Annotated in this window: 13 protein-coding genes; 2 read left to right on the forward strand and 11 right to left on the reverse strand. The window is 64.8% G+C overall.

Translation table 11 applies throughout. The annotated features are described in order from the left end of the window. Positions 1–189: 189 nt before the first annotated feature. Positions 190–756: a TetR/AcrR family transcriptional regulator gene (locus AX729_RS06765; protein WP_061021345.1), complete on the reverse strand. Its 567-nt coding sequence runs from the start codon at positions 754–756 to the stop codon at positions 190–192. A gap of 129 nt (positions 757–885) precedes the next feature. Here AX729_RS06765 and AX729_RS06770 point away from each other — a divergent pair, with 129 nt between their 5' ends. Further along, positions 886–2,124: an MFS transporter gene (locus AX729_RS06770; protein ID WP_061021425.1), complete on the forward strand. Its 1,239-nt coding sequence runs from the start codon at positions 886–888 to the stop codon at positions 2,122–2,124. Between the two features lie 97 nt (positions 2,125–2,221). On the opposite strand, the gene AX729_RS06775 is transcribed toward AX729_RS06770, so the two are convergent. The 9 genes from AX729_RS06775 to topA form a co-directional block, all read right to left on the reverse strand. Then, positions 2,222–2,866: a DUF6064 family protein gene (locus AX729_RS06775; RefSeq protein ID WP_061021347.1), complete on the reverse strand. Its 645-nt coding sequence runs from the start codon at positions 2,864–2,866 to the stop codon at positions 2,222–2,224. A 142-nt stretch (positions 2,867–3,008) separates the two neighbouring features. After that, positions 3,009–3,515, reverse strand: coding sequence for a DUF6789 family protein (locus tag AX729_RS06780; RefSeq protein ID WP_063817223.1), 507 nt, complete (start codon positions 3,513–3,515; stop codon positions 3,009–3,011). A gap of 106 nt (positions 3,516–3,621) precedes the next feature. Beyond that, positions 3,622–4,863: an acyltransferase family protein gene (locus tag AX729_RS06785; RefSeq protein ID WP_245325083.1), complete on the reverse strand. Its 1,242-nt coding sequence runs from the start codon at positions 4,861–4,863 to the stop codon at positions 3,622–3,624. Positions 4,864–5,112: 249 nt separating this feature from the next. Beyond that, a complete protein-coding gene (gene rpmG / locus AX729_RS06790) occupies positions 5,113–5,280 on the reverse strand; it encodes a 50S ribosomal protein L33 (protein ID WP_007603295.1) in 168 nt (55 codons plus the stop codon). 125 nt (positions 5,281–5,405) lie between these two features. Continuing rightward, positions 5,406–6,731, reverse strand: a complete 1,326-nt coding sequence (locus tag AX729_RS06795) for an LLM class flavin-dependent oxidoreductase (RefSeq protein WP_061021351.1) — start codon at positions 6,729–6,731, stop codon at positions 5,406–5,408. 263 nt (positions 6,732–6,994) lie between these two features. Continuing rightward, a complete protein-coding gene (locus tag AX729_RS06800) occupies positions 6,995–7,747 on the reverse strand; it encodes an NUDIX hydrolase (RefSeq protein WP_061021353.1) in 753 nt (250 codons plus the stop codon). A 33-nt stretch (positions 7,748–7,780) separates the two neighbouring features. Then, positions 7,781–8,221: a DUF983 domain-containing protein gene (locus AX729_RS06805; protein ID WP_061021355.1), complete on the reverse strand. Its 441-nt coding sequence runs from the start codon at positions 8,219–8,221 to the stop codon at positions 7,781–7,783. Then, a complete protein-coding gene (gene rnr, locus AX729_RS06810) occupies positions 8,215–10,569 on the reverse strand; it encodes a ribonuclease R (RefSeq protein ID WP_061021357.1) in 2,355 nt (784 codons plus the stop codon). The genes AX729_RS06805 and rnr overlap by 7 nt, the downstream gene beginning before the upstream one ends. Positions 10,570–10,576: 7 nt before the next feature. Beyond that, the gene (gene topA / locus AX729_RS06815; RefSeq protein WP_061021359.1) at positions 10,577–13,321 is read right to left on the reverse strand and encodes a type I DNA topoisomerase; all 2,745 of its coding nucleotides are present in this window, start codon (positions 13,319–13,321) and stop codon (positions 10,577–10,579) included. Positions 13,322–13,572: 251 nt separating this feature from the next. Between topA and AX729_RS06820 the strand changes: the two genes are divergently transcribed. Next, entirely contained in the window at positions 13,573–13,788 is a 216-nt protein-coding gene (locus tag AX729_RS06820; RefSeq protein WP_245325084.1) for a hypothetical protein, read from the forward strand. A 409-nt stretch (positions 13,789–14,197) separates the two neighbouring features. Here AX729_RS06820 and AX729_RS06825 read toward each other — a convergent pair whose 3' ends face one another. After that, positions 14,198–15,520: an HlyD family type I secretion periplasmic adaptor subunit gene (locus AX729_RS06825; RefSeq protein WP_061021361.1), complete on the reverse strand. Its 1,323-nt coding sequence runs from the start codon at positions 15,518–15,520 to the stop codon at positions 14,198–14,200. Positions 15,521–15,523 lie beyond the last annotated feature (3 nt).

Consider the following 15,523-nt stretch of genomic DNA (forward strand, 5'->3'; position numbering starts at 1 on the left):
CGGTCTTACAAACTCCACTGTCATTCCCCGCGAAAGCGGGGAATCCAGTACGCCGCGGCTTCTCGGTTCAATCACAATCGGCTCTGGAATACTGGATCACCCGCTTTCGCGGGTGATGACACCGTCCGATGCGGCGACGGTGGTCAGTGTGGTGGACGTTTGTTTTGCGTCGTCGCAGCGATCACTGCGTCAATTCCCCACATCCACTCCGGCATTGCGCAGCAACACCATCGCCGCCGCCTTTGCAGCTCTTGCCATCGCGGGGTCGTCGCGCACGAGGTCCTGGGCGATGGAGCCATCGACGAGCAGCACGAGCTGCGTCGCGAGCGCATCGGCGTCGGCGACGCCGAGCTCGTTCAACCGATCGCGAAACCAGAGACGTCGGCTTTCCTTGAAGGCGATCGCGATCTTCTTCACGGCCCGGTCGGCAGGTCCCAGCTCGGCCACCGCGTTCACGAACGGGCAGCCGCGAAAATCCTTGGCCGCAAAGCGCCGCTCCAGCGAATCGAACGTCGCAAGGATCTGCTCGGCCGGCGGCTTGTCGGAGGGGCGCTGAGCGACGAAGCGGCGCTCCAGATATGCCGCGATCAGCGCGTCCTTGGAGGGGAAATGGTTGTACAGCGTGCGCTTGGATATGCCGATCTCGGCCGCGATGGTGTCGACGCCGATCGCGCGAATGCCTTGCAGATAGAACAGCTTGTCGGCGGTCTCGAGGATCCGCTCTTTCATCGTCTGATGTGGGGGCGGGGGAGCCATGCGGCTGCAGACGTCCTGTTCGCTTGACAGCACAAGGCAATCATAGCCTAAGTAAACAGGTCTGTGTAACCAAAATCAGCGGCAAAAGCAGACGTCGGCGTTTGCGCCGTGCCCATGAGGGAGAAGAAAATGCCCCTGTTGCAGGTGCTGCGTCCGACACTGCCGATCCTGATCGGCGCCTCCATCATGCTGACGCTGAGCATGGGGCTGCGGCAGAGCCTTGGCATCTTCTTGCAGCCATTGACGCAGGACATCCATATCTCGGTGTCCGATTTCACGCTGGCGCTCGCCGTGCAGAACCTCGCCTGGGGCTTTCTCCAGCCGCTCGCCGGCGCGATGACGGTGCGCTACGGCTTCCGTCCCATCATGATCGTGGGCTCGCTGATGTACATCGCGGGGCTCGCGCTGATGGCGACCGCCAACGGGCTCACCAGTGTGATGATCGGCGGCGGCGTGCTGATCGGCACCTCGATGGCCTGCACCGCGGCGGCGATCGCGATGTCGGTGGCTGCGCGCGCGGTGCCCGAAACTGTGCGCTCCACCGTGCTCGGCATCGTCTCCGGCGCCGGCTCGCTCGGCGCGCTCCTGTCGGCGCCGATCGGGCAGATGCTCAACGAGGGCTTCGGCTGGCGCATCGGGCTTGCCGGCTTCGTCATCATGTCGGTGCTGATGATCCCCGCCGCCTGGTATGCCGGGCGCGTCGACAAGATCCCGCTGCCGAAGCCGGCCGCCGACGAGATCGACGACGCCACGGCCGCGGCGGCGGCGAGGACCGCATTCGGCAATGCCTCCTTCGTGGTGATGACCTGCGCCTATCTCGTCTGCGGCATGCAGCTCGTGTTCCTGACCACGCATCTGCCTTCCTATCTCGCGATCTGCGGCCTCGATCCCATGCTCAGCGCGCAGACGCTCGGCATGATCGGCGGCTTCAACGTGCTGGGCTCGCTGTTCTTCGGCTGGGCCGGCCAACGCTGGAACAAGCTGGCGCTGCTGGGGGCGATCTACATCCTGCGCTCGCTCGCGCTCGCCTGGTACTTCATGCTGCCGGCGAGCCCGTTCTCGACGCTGCTGTTCGGCGCCATCATGGGCTTTCTGTGGATGGGCGTCGGCCCGCTGGTCGCGGGCGCCGTCGCCGAGATGTTCGGCCTGCGCTGGCAGGCGATGATCCAGGGCCTCGCCTTCATGAGCCACCAGATCGGCAGCTTCCTCGGCGCCTATGGCGGCGGCGTGATCTACGACGCGCTCGGCTCCTACACCATGGCCTGGCGTATCGGCGTGGCGCTGGGTCTGGCCGGCGGCATCGTCCAGGTCGCGTTCGCCCTGATCAGGCCGTCGCGGCCGCCGGCTCCGGTGCTGCGGACGGCGTAGGTGGCACGTGTGATCGCTTTCGTCGTGGCCGGGAGCAGCGGACGCCACGCTGCTTGGTCGTGATCGGCTGCTTGTGGACCCGAAGCGGATTTGATGTTCACGCCGTCCGTACATCGGCGCGACGAATGGCGATGAGAGGAGCGGCGACGAGCCCGCTCACCAGCAGGAGCCAATCCTGCGGCACGGCGAGCAGTATGGCGGCGCTGCCGCCGATCAAGGACCAGATGACAGGAACGACAAGAAGCCAGCGCGGCACCGGACCAATGGTCAACAGGAGCATGCCGAACGTGAAGATCGCAACCGGGCACGGCGTGACGCCGAATACCGGAGCAGCAGGATAGTCATGGCCTGTGGCCATGCCGATCAATGGGTAGGCAATCGCAGCATAGGCGACCAGTGACGCTCCGACGAAGGCTGCGGCACCGCGGCGGAAGCCGAAGCGCAACTGATGTCGGTATGCGCCGGCCAGGAGGAGGCCACCGCCCTCGATCACGAACAACACGGCGAAGAGATATGCGGGCTTGTTGATCTGGGAGAACCAGATCCCGTGATAGAGAACGCCGGTCCATATCCACATCGCCGAGAGTACGAACGCGATCGCGCGACTCGATCTCGCCGTTTGCCGGAATAGCAGGAGAACGGCCGCGCCGCCGAGCAGGTACGCCAGAATCTGGCTCGGCCAGATGGCTTCGTTGTAGTCCGAGAACACCGCCAGAAACTGCTGCTGAGTGAATGGCAGCATCGCCAATGCCTCCACGCGATCTCTCGCCAGGGTAGTCGACCCTCAGAGGTCGCCGCTTGATGCGACGCAAGTTGGCCTTTCATGATCCCGGACAGCAGACACTTGGCCACAGAAGGTCACGCGCGAACCGCTAGAGCCGATATCAACTCATCTTCTCGGATCGCTCCAGCAGACCGTAAATCAATCCCATCGTAACGCTATAGGTTGAGAGCATCGCCAGCGAAAATGCGGCCGGCCAGGGGCCTAGTCCTATGGCGGATGCAAACGGGCCGAGGCCGACCAGCGGAAATGCGAACACATTCATCATCAGCCAGCCGCAAAGCCCGAAAACCATTCCCTTCGAGGCACCACTGCCTCCTGGCAAGTATCGATAGAGATAGCCGAAGGCGAGGCCGACCGCAGTCGACCCGTTGAAGAAGGAGGCCAGCCAAAGAACTTGCGGATGAATGTCGCGCCCGATCAAGTCCGCCGCTGCCATCTGGAAGTTCTCGAACGGCTGGAACGAGGGCAGGATTCCGGCTTTTGCCTTGAAGTACATCAGCGCGGTCGAAGCGGTGCTGCCGCTCAGCCCGGATATGGCGGATTTCCAGATCCACTCCCACGCCGTCCGCTCACGGTGAGGTGAGGTCTTTGGCCCCGCAGTCTGCATGGTCGGTAAGTTTGCAGCGGGCGACCGAGGTCACTTTGATCTGCGTCAACCAGTTTCTGGCCGATCGTCGACATCGAGCGACACGGTTTCGGCAGATCAGCACTGGTTATGACGCCGCGACATTCACCTTCGCGGGGACGGGCAGCGGGAGACGCAGCCCTCGTGCAAACGCCCGATGTCGCGATGCCCGCCGTCTTTCCGGCAGCTTGCCGAAATGCGCGAGCGCCTGCATCAGCGCGGATCTGACGACCGGCTCGATCTTCGCGCAAATGAACCAGCAGACGAGGACAAGCATGCCCAGCGAGACCCATACAGCCGACGTGGCATCCAGGCCGGCATCGACCAGGGCACGAATGATCGCGCTGCCGATCACGTTGTGGGTGAGATAGAGCGGGTAGGTGATCAATCCTAGCGTCCTCAGATACGCCGGTGGTGCTTCAGGGGAGGCGATGCCTTCAGAGCGTCTGCTGCGGTTCGCGGCAATGCCGATGAGAAGCACGGCGCCGGCCCAGACCATGATCGGCACGAGGGCTGATTGATCCGAGATGGCGGGTATCGACGTCAGAAAGAAGGAGGCGAAGAAGTAGATTTCGGCTGCGCCCGACAGACAGGTGACGGCAATGGCGACCTGTTCGAGCGCCGTCAATTGCCTGTTCGAAGAAATGAACAGCCAGATGCCAAGCGCAAAGAAGCAGCCATGCGTCAACAGGAACGCGGCGCACGGCACCCGGAACATCAGGATGACGAGATAGGGCAGGTCGGATGGCGTCGTGCAGGCCGCTACCAGCAGCGCGACGGTGTTGAAGATTGCGCTGTAGATGGTGAGGCCCCATGCGAGGTGTCGCAGCGTGATCCTCTTCGTGAGCATCGCGCAAAACACCAGTCCATAGAACGCGGTCTCGGCCGCCAGCGTCCAATAGACCTCGTCGAGCCATTGGCCCGTGACGCCCTTGGGGACCATCAGCATGGCGTGGACGTAGGGCAGGATGAATTCGGAAGCGGGTCCGCTCCCGAAGAGAAGCAGGACGAGGAAGGTCGCCGTGGCGCAAACCCAGACGGCCGGATAGAGCCTGAGTGCGCGACCGAGAAGAAACGCGCCGGGTGAAGACTGGCTCGCGGAATTGGCGATGACGAAACCGGAGATGACGAAGAAAATCTCGACGCCGACCCAGCCGAACCAGGTGAACGGCGCGGCGGAGGGGTAGAGGACGTCAGCGGCGACATAGCGCTCGAACCCGGGGACGCCGATCGAGACCCAGGCCCATGACCAGAACATCTGGTGAAAGATGGCAACGCCGAGCGCGGCGGTGAAGCGCAGCGGATCCAGCAGGGACAAATGGCTCTTCACGGGAATGGACCAGGTTCATGGAACGATCCCGTTGGAGATATTGAAGCGGCTCATGGCGCTCTGCGAGGTTGGTCACACTTGCCCCGCGGCGGGCCACTGCGGCGGCAGTTCATGTCCCGGCTCAGCGCAGCAGCGCTTGCGCGTTGCAGCGCGCTTGGGACATGGGAGTTGGGACATGGGAGGGAGGGCAGGCCAAAAATGAAAACGGGGCCGCAAGGGCCCCGTCAAAGTCTTCAACGTCCCGCGATCTTACTTGATCTTGGCTTCGCGGAATTCGACGTGCTTGCGCGCGACCGGGTCGTACTTCTTCTTGACCAGCTTGTCGGTCATGGTGCGCGAATTCTTCTTGGCGACGTAGTAGAAGCCGGTGTCGGCCGAGGACACGAGCTTGACCTTGATGGTGACCGCTTTGGCCATGTTCTGAACCTCAGAATATCGGGGAATCTGGGAGCCGGCCAAACGGCCCGCGTTGGCCGGCAACCTAGCCAGAAACCGCCTGATGTCAAGGTTTTACACCCCGAAAACCACCCAAATCGGCCCGATCAGGCCTCGAAGAACCGGTTTTTCGGCCGCGGGAGGCCCAGATTCTCCCGCAAGGTGGGCCCTTCATACTCTTTCCGGAAAATTCCCCGGCGCTGGAGCTCCGGGACGACCTTGTCGACGAAATCGTCGAGGCCGGCGGGCAGGAACGGGAACATGATGTTGAAGCCATCCGAGCCGCGCCCGACCAGCCATTCCTCCATCTGGTCGGCGATCGTCTTAGCAGTGCCGACGAAGGATAGCCCGCCATAGCCGCCGACGCGCTGGGCGAGCTGGCGCACGGTGAGCTTTTCGCGCGCGGCGAGATCGACCATGCGCTGGCGGCCGCTCTTGCTGGCATTGGTCTCGGGGATGTCGGGGAGCGGGCCGTCGGGATCGAAGCCGGACGCATCGGTGCCGAGGATGACGGAGAGCGAGGCGATGGCGCTGTCGTAATGCACGCGGCTGTCGAGCAGGGCGCGCTTCTCCCTGGCCTCATCGACGCTGTCGCCGACCACGACGAAGGCGCCGGGGAGTATCTTGAGGTGCTCGGGGTCGCGGCCGACCTTCTCCATGCGGCCCTTGATGTCGGCATAGAGCTTCTGCCCGTCGGCGAGGCTGCCGCCGCCGGTGAACACGGCTTCCGCGGTCTCGGCCGCGAGCTGCTTGCCGTCTTCGGACGCGCCGGCCTGCACGATCACCGGCCAGCCCTGCACGGGCCGGGCGATGTTGAGCGGGCCGCGCACCTTCAGGTATTTGCCCTTGTGGTCGAGCGTGTGCATCCTGGCGGGATCGAAGAACAGGCCGCTCTCGACGTCCCGCACGAAGGCATCGTCGGCGAAGGAATCCCACAGGCCGGTGACGACGTCGTAGAACTCGCGGGCGCGCTTGTAGCGCTCGGCGTGCTCCATGTGATCGTCCAGGCCGAAGTTGAGTGCGGCGTCAGGATTCGAGGTGGTGACGATGTTCCAGCCGGCACGGCCGCCGCTGATGTGATCGAGCGAGGCGAAGCGGCGCGCGACGTGGTAGGGCTCGTCGAAGGTGGTCGAGCCCGTGGCGATCAGGCCGATGCGCTCGGTGACGGCGGAAAGCGCAGACAACAGCGTGAACGGCTCGAACGACGTGACGGTATGGCTGCGCTTGAGCGCGTTGATCGGCATGTTCAGGACGGCGAGGTGATCGGCCATGAAGAAGGCGTCGAACTTGCCGGCCTCGAGCTTCCGGATCAGCGTCTTGATGTGCGAGACGTTGAAATTGGCGTCGGGCCAGGCGCCGGGATAGCGCCATGCGCCGGTGTGGATGCTGATCGGGCGCATGAACGCGCCAAGCTTGAGTTGCCGTTGTGCCATCGCCCGGTGTCCGTTCTTGGTGACGCTCGGAAAGACATAGGCACGCGGCGGAACTCCGCCATCGGGGAAGGCGGGAAGATTATTTTGTTTTTCGATGCTCCCTCAGCACGTCATTCCGGGGCGCCGCGGAGCGGCGAGCCCGGAATCCATCGTGCCGCGGAGACGGTGGATGAATGGATTCCGGGCTCGCGCGACGCGCGCCCCGGAATGACGAGAGGAGAGAGCTGCGTCCCGCAATGACGAACGAGGGCTTGGCGCCGGACCTAGCCCAACATGTCCTTCTGCATCTTGCCGCCGTAGAAATGAAAGAACGGCACCGGCGCGTTGTGGTGGAGCGGGCCGGTGGCAAGGCGGGCGTCGAGCTCGTTGAGCACGTTGCGCGTCATCGGATGCAGATCGGCGAGCGGCTTCGAGCCGAGCTCGACCCAGACCAGTTCGACCAGCTCCGCGTCGGCATGGATCACGCCCTCGACGCGATGGGTGATCGCGGAGGCGTCCGCAGTGAAGAAGCGGGTGTCGAAACGCTTGACCCGGCCGGGCGGGGTGATGGCGCGGGCGATCAGGAACAGCCCGGAAGGATCGGGCAGCAGGCCAGCATCCGCGAACGGCTTCCAGGGACCGTCGAGCTTCGGCACCTTGCCCTCCGCCTTGCGCCCGAGGCAGAGACCGGTCTCCTCGCAGGCCTCGCGGATCGCGGCAACGGCGAGCGATTTGGCGCGCGAGGCCGGGGTCTTCGGGCTGCCCTTGGCGAGATTGGCTTCCAGCTCCGCGGTGACGGGCGCGGCACAGGGGATGCGATAATCGGCCTTGTCGACGCGGCCGCCGGGGAAGACGAATTTCCCGGGCATGAACACCACCTTGTCGTGGCGCTTGCCGACCAGCACTTTCGGAGTGGCGCCGCTGCGATCGACCAGGATCAGCGTCGCCGCATCCTTCGGGCGGAAATAGGGATGGTGGTCGGCTTCCTTCTCCTCGTGAACCTTGGTTCTCTCCTCGGCCTGCGAAATATCCGTCATGTCCTCACCCAAAACCGTTCTTGCTTATTCTGCTTACACAGGCGGAATACCATCCGGCGGGTTCTCGTCAAACCCGTGCATGCGCAGAGCCCATTGCAAGCCGACCACAGCTCCCTTCACCGGCTGCAAGAGCGCGAGCGAGGCGACGAAAGTGAAGGGCAGATAGGCCGCGAAGCTGATCCAGACCGGCGTGGTGTAATTGGTCTCGATCCACAAAACGGCCGGCACCACGATGTGACCGACGATGACGATGACGAGATAGGCGGGCAGATCGTCGGCGCGATGCGGCGTGAAGTCGAGGCCGCAGGTCGCGCAGTTGTCCGCCGTCTTCAGGAAGGCGCGGAACAGTTTTCCCTCGCCGCAACGCGGGCAGCGGCCGCGAAAGCCGCGCTTCATCGCTGCAAAGACGTCGCGCTTCTCGACGAGACCGGTCTCGCGCGTCCAGATTTTCGGGGCCGTGCTCATCGTCACCATGCCTTGCCTTTCCTGCTTTTTCCCTTGTTCTTCGCCTTGCCCTTGTCTCGGCCCTTCTTTCCCTTGCCGGACTTCTGCTTCTCCGGCTTGCGTTTTCTCTCCGGGCTGCGTCCGGGATGGGGCTTGGATGATTTTCGCGGTGGGCGGAACTGCCGGCGCTCGCTCTGGCCGCTCTCCGAGGACAGCAGCTCGAAGCGCAGCGCGCCCGCGATCGGGGCTGCTTCGACCAGACGGACGTCGACGACGTCACCGAGCTGAAACATCGTGCCGCTGCGTGTGCCGACCAGCGCGTGACGGCTCTCGTCATAGTTGAAATATTCCGTGCCGAGGGATCGGATCGGGATCAATCCGTCGGCGCCGGTCTCGCTCAGCTTGACGAACAGCCCGGCGCGGGTGACGCCGGAGACGCGGCCCTGGAAGCTTGCGCCGATGCGATCGGCGAGGTGATGCGCGATCAGGCGGTCGACGGTCTCGCGCTCCGCCTTCATCGCGCGCCGCTCGGTCACCGAAATATGCGCCGCGACTTCGCCGAGCGTTTCCGGCGTCTCGCTGTCGGGCAGCGCGCCTTCGCCGAGGCCGAGGGCGCGGACCAGCGCGCGATGCACCACGAGGTCGGCATAGCGGCGGATCGGCGAGGTGAAATGCGCGTAGCGGCGCAGGTTCAGGCCGAAATGACCGTAGTTCTCGGAGGAATATTCCGCCTGCGCCTGGGCGCGCAGCACGACTTCGCTGACCAGCGGGTAATAGTCGTGACCTTCGAGCTGGGCCAGCACGCGGTTGAACAGTGTCGGGCGCAGCGCGCCTGATTTCGTGAAGGGGATGTCCAGCGTCTCCAGGAACTCGGAGAGCGCGTGGACCTTCTCCAGCGTCGGCTCGTCATGCACGCGGTAGATCAGCGGCAGCGATTTCTTCTCCAGCATCTCGGCTGCGGCGACGTTGGCGAGGATCATGAACTCCTCGATCAGCTTGTGCGCATCGAGCCTTTCAGGCACGACGACGCGGTCGACCGTGCCGTCGCCCTTGAGCAGGATCTTGCGCTCGGGCAGATCGAGATTGAGCGGATCGCGCTCGTCGCGCGCACGCTTGGCGCAGGAATAGGCGGCATAGAGCGGCTTCAGGATCGGATCGAGCAGGGGGCCGGTGATATCGTCAGGCTTTCCATCGATCGCAGCCTGGGCCTGCGCGTAGCTCAGCTTCGCGGCCGAGCGCATCAGGATGCGGTGGAAGCTGTGCGAACGCTTGCGGCCGTCGGGGCCGAGCACCATGCGCACCGCGAGCGCGCCGCGCGGCTCGCCGGGCACCAGCGAGCAGAGATTGTTGGAAATGCGCTCGGGAAGCATCGGCACGACGCGGTCGGGGAAATAGACCGAGTTGCCGCGGTCGAGCGCGTCTCGGTCGAGCGCGGTGCCCGAACGGACGTAGAAGCTGACATCGGCAATGGCGACGTTGACGATGAAGCCGCCCTTGTTGTTGGGATCGTCATCGGGTTGCGCGTGGACCGCGTCGTCGTGGTCCTTCGCATCGGGCGGATCGATGGTGACGAGCGGGACGTCGCGCCAATCCTCGCGCCCCTTCAGATTGGCGGGCTCAGCCGCCTCCGCCTCGCGCTCGGCGGCGGGTGAGAATTGCAGGGGGATGTCGTGGGCATAGATCGCGATCAGGCTGATCGCCTTCTCGGACTTCACCGAGCCGAGCTTCTCCTTGACCCGGCCCGAGGCCAGGCCGAAGCCGCGCGAGCGGACGATGTCGACGCTGACGAGGTCGCCATCCTGCGCGCCACCTGTATCGGCCTTTGCGATGTTCAGCTCGCGGTCGGCGAACTTCTTGTCGACGGGAACGAGTCGCCCGCCGCCTTCGGGAAGCTCGCGGAATACGCCGAGGATGCGGCTCTTGGCCTTGTCGATGACCTTGATGATGCGGCCGCGCCAGGCGGGGCCTTCGGTCTCGTCCGAGCGCTCGACGCGCAACAGCGCGCGGTCGCCGACACCGGCGGCGGTGCCGGGCTTCGGCCGGCGCGGCATCTCGATGAGGATCTTCGGCGGCTCGCCGCTCTCGACCTCGTCCCATTCGGCGGGGGAGGCGATCAATTCGCCGTCGCTGTCGCGGCCGGTGATGTCCGCGAGCAGCGTCGGCGGAAGCGTATCCGGCTCCGAGATCTTGTGGCGCTTCTTCTTGACGATGCCGTCGTCGGCGAGCTCGCGCAGCATGCGCCTGAGCTCGGCACGGTCGGCGTTCTTCAGGCCGAACTCGCGTGCGATGTCGCGGGTCCCGACATTTCCCTGATTTGCCTTGATGAAGGCGACGATGGCGCTCCTGTCGGGAAAGCCATGGTCTTTCTTGCGTTTCACTTAGCCTCTAATTCTTGCCGGCACTTTTCTTGGCCGGAGCCTTGCCGGCGGCGGCCTTGGTCGGCGACGTCTTGGCGGTCGACGATACGGCGGCGCGCGCCTTGCTGGTTGATTCGGATTTTGGTTTTGCCGCGGCTTTCTTCGCGGCCGGTTTCTTCGGCTTCGGCGGGGTGTCATCGCCGCCCGCAGCGGTCTCGGCGGCCTTTTTGGCCTTGGCCGGCTTTGCCGCCTTCTTCGCCTTGCCGCCACCCTTGGCGGCACGCTCGTCGATCAGCGCGATCGCCTGCGGCAGGGTGATCGTATCCTTCTCGAACTCGGCAGGGATGGTCGCGTTGACGCCGCCGGCCGTGACATAGGCGCCGTAGCGGCCGCTCTTGACGGTGACGGTGCCCAGCGTCGGATGATCCCCGATCGCCTTGCCGGGATCGGCGCCGAAGCGGCGGCTCGGGCCCTTGGCGACCTTCTCCGCGATCAGCGTCACCGCGCGGTTGAGGCCGATGTCGAACACTTCGTCGCCGGCTTCCAGGCTGGCATAGGTCTTCTCGTGCTTCACGAACGGCCCGAAGCGGCCGAGGCCGGCGACAATCGGCTGACCGGTTTCCGGGTGCTTGCCGATCTCGCGCGGCAGCGACAGCAGTTTCAAGGCAAGCTCGAGATCGACATCGGCGGGCGAGGTGCCCTTCGGGATGCCGGCGCGCTTGGGCTTCTCGCCTTCCTCGTAATCCTTGGCCTCGCCGAGCTGGATATAGGGGCCGAAGCGGCCGGCCTTGACCCAGACGTCGCGACCCGTCTCAGGGTCCTGGCCGAGCGAACGGTCCGCGGTCGCCTCGCTGTCGGCGGCGAGCTGTCGGGTGTAGCGGCATTCCGGATAGTTCGAGCAGCCGACAAAGGCGCCGAACTTGCCGGCCTTGAGATTGAGCCGGCCGGTGCCGCAGTTCGGGCACTGCCTGATGTCGCCGCCATCGGCGCGCGGCGGATAGATGTGCTGACCGAGCATGTCGTCGAGGACGTCGAGCACCTGCGCCACGCGCAGATCCTTGATCTCGTCGACGGCGCCGATGAAGCCGCTCCAGAAATCCTTCAGAACCTGCTGCCAGGAGATCTCGTTGTTCGAGATGCGATCGAGTTGCTCTTCCAGATTGGCGGTGAAGTCGTATTCAACGTAGCGGCTGAAGAAGCTCTCGAGGAACGCGACCACGACACGTCCCTTGTCCTCGCCGTGCAGGCGCTTCTTCTCCAGCTTGACGTAGCCGCGGTCCTTCAGCACCTGGAGGATCGAGGCATAGGTCGAGGGACGGCCGATGCCGAGCTCTTCCATGCGCTTGACGAGCGAGGCCTCCGAGAAGCGCGGCGGCGGCTCGGTGAAGTGCTGGGTGACGGACAGGCTCTGCCGCTTCAGAGCATCGTTCGGGCTCATCGCGGGCAGGCGGCGGGAGTCCTCGTCCTCCTCGTCGTCACGGCCTTCCTGGTAGAGCGCAAGGAAGCCGTCGAACTTGACGACCTGGCCGGTGGCGCGCAGCTCCAGCGTGCGGGAGCCTGCCTTGGCCGCGATGTCGACCGTGGTGCGCTCCAGCTCCGCGGATTCCATCTGGCTCGCGATCGTGCGCTTCCAGATCAGCTCGTAGAGCTTCGCCTGATCGGCATCGAGCTTGCGGCTCAGGCTGTCGGGGCGGCGGGAGAGGTCGGTCGGGCGGATCGCTTCATGCGCTTCCTGGGCGTTCTTGGCCTTGGCCTGGTACTGGCGCGGTGCGTCCGGCACATAGGCGTTGCCGTAATCCTCGCCGATCACCTTGCGCGCCTGGGTGATCGCGGACGGATCAATCTGCACGCCATCGGTACGCATATAAGTAATGAGTCCAGTGGTCTCGCCGCCGATGTCGATGCCTTCGTAAAGGCGCTGGGCGATGCGCATCGTGTGCGCCGGCGCAAAGCCGTATTTGCGGCTGGCTTCCTGCTGCAGCGTGGAGGTGGTGAACGGGGCCTGCGGATTGCGCCGGGCCGGCTTGGCATCGACCGCGGTCACGGTGTAGCTGGCGGCTTCCAGCGCCTTCTTGAAGTCTTCGGCTTCCGCGCCGGTGCCGATGTCGAGCCGCTGGATCTTCTTGCCGTCGGCCCCGACCAGGCGCGCCTCGAAGGGGTCGCCGCGGGGGGTGAGCAGGGTCGCGATCAGCGACCAATATTCGCGCGGCACGAACTTCTCGATCTCGAGCTCGCGGTCGCAGACGAGGCGCAGCGCCACCGACTGCACGCGGCCGGCCGAGCGGGCGCCCGGCAGCTTGCGCCACAGCACGGGGGAGAGGGTGAAGCCGACGAGGTAGTCGAGCGCGCGGCGCGCCATATAGGCGTCGACCAGCGCGCCATCGATCTGGCGCGGATGCTTCATCGCGTCCGAGACCGCCTGCTTGGTGATGGCGTTGAACACCACCCGCTCGATCTTCTGGTCCTTGAGCGCGCGCTTCTCCTTCAGCACCTCCAGCACGTGCCAGGAGATGGCCTCGCCCTCGCGATCGGGGTCGGTGGCCAGAATCAGGCGGTCGGCGCCCTTCAGGGACTTGGCGATCTCATTGAGCCGGCCGGCAGCCTTGGGATCGACCTCCCAGATCATCTTGAAATTGGCATCGGGATCGACGGAGCCATTCTTCGCGGGCAGGTCGCGGACATGGCCGAACGAGGCCAGAACCTCATAGGAGGAGCCCAAATACTTATTGATCGTCTTGGCTTTCGCCGGCGACTCCACGATGACGATATTCATGTAGTTCCAGTAACTTATGGGGAAATCTTGGGCCGAAAACGAAAGGATTCGGGTCGGCCGTTTCGAACCGAACATGGGTGGTGAGGCCGTTCCTGTCAAATCGAGGGGTGTTGACGGGGCCGGCGACGGGGAAAGTTTCATATCGAGAAAGTTGTAAATTACCACCTTTCAGTTGCGGGGGCTGTCGGCGTAGAGTCCTTCCGGGGCGCGGATTCGGGGTGAGGTTGGTGACCAAACCAGGAAGGAAACGCGTGCGCGCGCGTTCCGGCGCGCAGGCACGTCCGCGGGGCGAGGAACCCGGCGAAGGCGGATCAGATGAGGCCGTCGCCTTCATCGCCGAGCAGGTGGCGGCCCTGCGCAAACTCGCGGAACGGCACAAGCTCGACGTGCTGCATTATTTGCTTGGCATGACCAAGCTGGAAGCCGACGAGCATCTGCGTCTGCGGAGCAAGCGCAAGCTCTCGTAGGGGGCGAGCCTTGCTCGTGAACTGCCGTGGTGCTCCCGGCGACCAAGCCGATGTGAAGAACGCCTTCAAACTCTCGACCCTGGCCGACCAATTGGCCAGCGACGTCCGCAGCCTCGTCATCGCCGCCTTGCTGATCGGAGGATTGATCCTCTGGTTCATGATCGCCGGCCGGACGGATCGCGTCATCTATCGCGGCGTCGACCAGGCATGGGCGGAGCCCGGGATCGTCCATCTCAGGACGGATCCAGCAGGCAATTACGTGATCGAGCGCAATGCTGAATTTGCCGCCATGAAGGTCGGCTGCCTCTATGACCTCAACTACGATGTCGCGTTCGGCCGGCATCAGAGCAATGACCGCATCAAGACGGTCCGCCGGGTCACGCTCGTCGGATGCCAGACTAATTTAGGACTATTTCTGCCGCAGCGCGCGGGCGAGCTGATCTTCCAGCGGCTTGCGCAGGTAGGCGAGCGCCGTCCGCACGCCGTTCTGGATGAAGGCTTCAACCGGCATGCCGGGTACCAGCGCCTTGCCGTCAAGCTTGGCGAGTTCGCTCGGGTCGAGGCTGATGCGGGCGACGTAGTAAGCCGCGCCGGATTGTTGTTCCTTGGTAAGGTCGGCGGCGATCCGCGTCAGCGTGCCGTGGAGCTCGGGGGTCACGGCGGCGTCGAACGCGCTGAAGCGGAGCTTGGCGGATTGCCCGACCTTGAGCCGGTCGATCATTTGCGGATCGATCCGGGCCTCGACCACAAGCGAATCCTTCGGCACGATGAGCATCAGCTGTTCGCCCGCGGTGATCACGCCACCGACGGTGAAGACCGATTTCTGGTGGATCAGACCGTCCTGCGGCGCGCGCAATACCACACGATCGAGCTGGTCCATCGCGGCGATGCGGCGTTCGCCGAGATCCGCAAGCTTGGTCTCGACGTCGCGCAATTCGGTCGCGACCTCGCGGCGCTGGTCCTGGACCAGCTGGATGATCTGCAGCTCGGTTTCGGTGATCCGGCCCCTGGCGCGCGCGATCTCGGCGACCAGCTGGCCTTCCTCGCCGGTCAGACGGGAAGCCTCGCGCTCGAGCGCGGTGAGGCGCGCATAGGGCACCAGACGCTTGTCGTACAGCTGGCGGACGCCCTCCAGCTCGGTTTCGATCCAGCGGATCTGTTCGCGCTTCGACGCGATCTGCGCCTCCAGGCCGCGGATTTCGTCTGCGATCTGGGCCTTGCGTTCGCGTAGCTGCGATTGCTGGCCGCTGATCGCCTCGCGTCGCCGGGCGAACAGCGTGGTCTCTCCCTCGATCATCTCCGCGATCACGGCGATGGCGCGCCGTGCGGCGATCTCCCCGGGCAGCACCACAGCGTCGCGGCCGTTCTGCTCGGACTGCAGCCGGGCACGACGCACCCCGAGCTGGTTGAGCTGGTTTTCGATCAGCGCAAGGTTGGCGCGCGACATCGTCTCGTCGAGGCGGACCAGCATGTCGCCGGCCCGAACCTGATCGCCGTCGTTGACGTAGATTTCGGCGACCACGCCGCCGGTCGGGTGCTGAATTCGGCGGACGTTGCTGTCGACCACCACCTGCGCCGGCGCGATCACGGCGCTGGCGAGCGGGGCGGTCACGGCCCAAACGCCCGCGGTGGACACCACGATCGCCAGCGCGCCGATTCCGAGTCCTGTGGCGCGCCGGATGTCGCGAAACGGATCGTTGCGGCGAGCTTCGCGCGTGCGGGGTGCGGTCATATT

Origin of the sequence: Bradyrhizobium sp. CCH5-F6, from assembly GCF_001556045.1 — a bacterium.
In the GTDB taxonomy this organism is placed as follows: domain Bacteria; phylum Pseudomonadota; class Alphaproteobacteria; order Rhizobiales; family Xanthobacteraceae; genus Bradyrhizobium.

What these genes read in the sequence shown, in the direction of transcription:
- AX729_RS06765 (WP_061021345.1), bottom strand. Translation starts at nt 756, where the DNA reads ATGGCTCCCCCGCCCCCACATCAGACGATGAAAGAGCGGATCCTCGAG.
- AX729_RS06805 (WP_061021355.1), bottom strand. Translation starts at nt 8,221, where the DNA reads ATGGTGACGATGAGCACGGCCCCGAAAATCTGGACGCGCGAGACCGGT.
- AX729_RS06795 (WP_061021351.1), bottom strand. Translation starts at nt 6,731, where the DNA reads ATGGCACAACGGCAACTCAAGCTTGGCGCGTTCATGCGCCCGATCAGC.
- AX729_RS06825 (WP_061021361.1), bottom strand. Translation starts at nt 15,520, where the DNA reads ATGACCGCACCCCGCACGCGCGAAGCTCGCCGCAACGATCCGTTTCGC.
- AX729_RS06780 (WP_063817223.1), bottom strand. Translation starts at nt 3,515, where the DNA reads ATGCAGACTGCGGGGCCAAAGACCTCACCTCACCGTGAGCGGACGGCG.
- AX729_RS06800 (WP_061021353.1), bottom strand. Translation starts at nt 7,747, where the DNA reads ATGACGGATATTTCGCAGGCCGAGGAGAGAACCAAGGTTCACGAGGAG.
- AX729_RS06770 (WP_061021425.1), top strand. Translation starts at nt 886, where the DNA reads ATGCCCCTGTTGCAGGTGCTGCGTCCGACACTGCCGATCCTGATCGGC.
- topA (WP_061021359.1), bottom strand. Translation starts at nt 13,321, where the DNA reads ATGAATATCGTCATCGTGGAGTCGCCGGCGAAAGCCAAGACGATCAAT.
- AX729_RS06775 (WP_061021347.1), bottom strand. Translation starts at nt 2,866, where the DNA reads ATGCTGCCATTCACTCAGCAGCAGTTTCTGGCGGTGTTCTCGGACTAC.
- rpmG (WP_007603295.1), bottom strand. Translation starts at nt 5,280, where the DNA reads ATGGCCAAAGCGGTCACCATCAAGGTCAAGCTCGTGTCCTCGGCCGAC.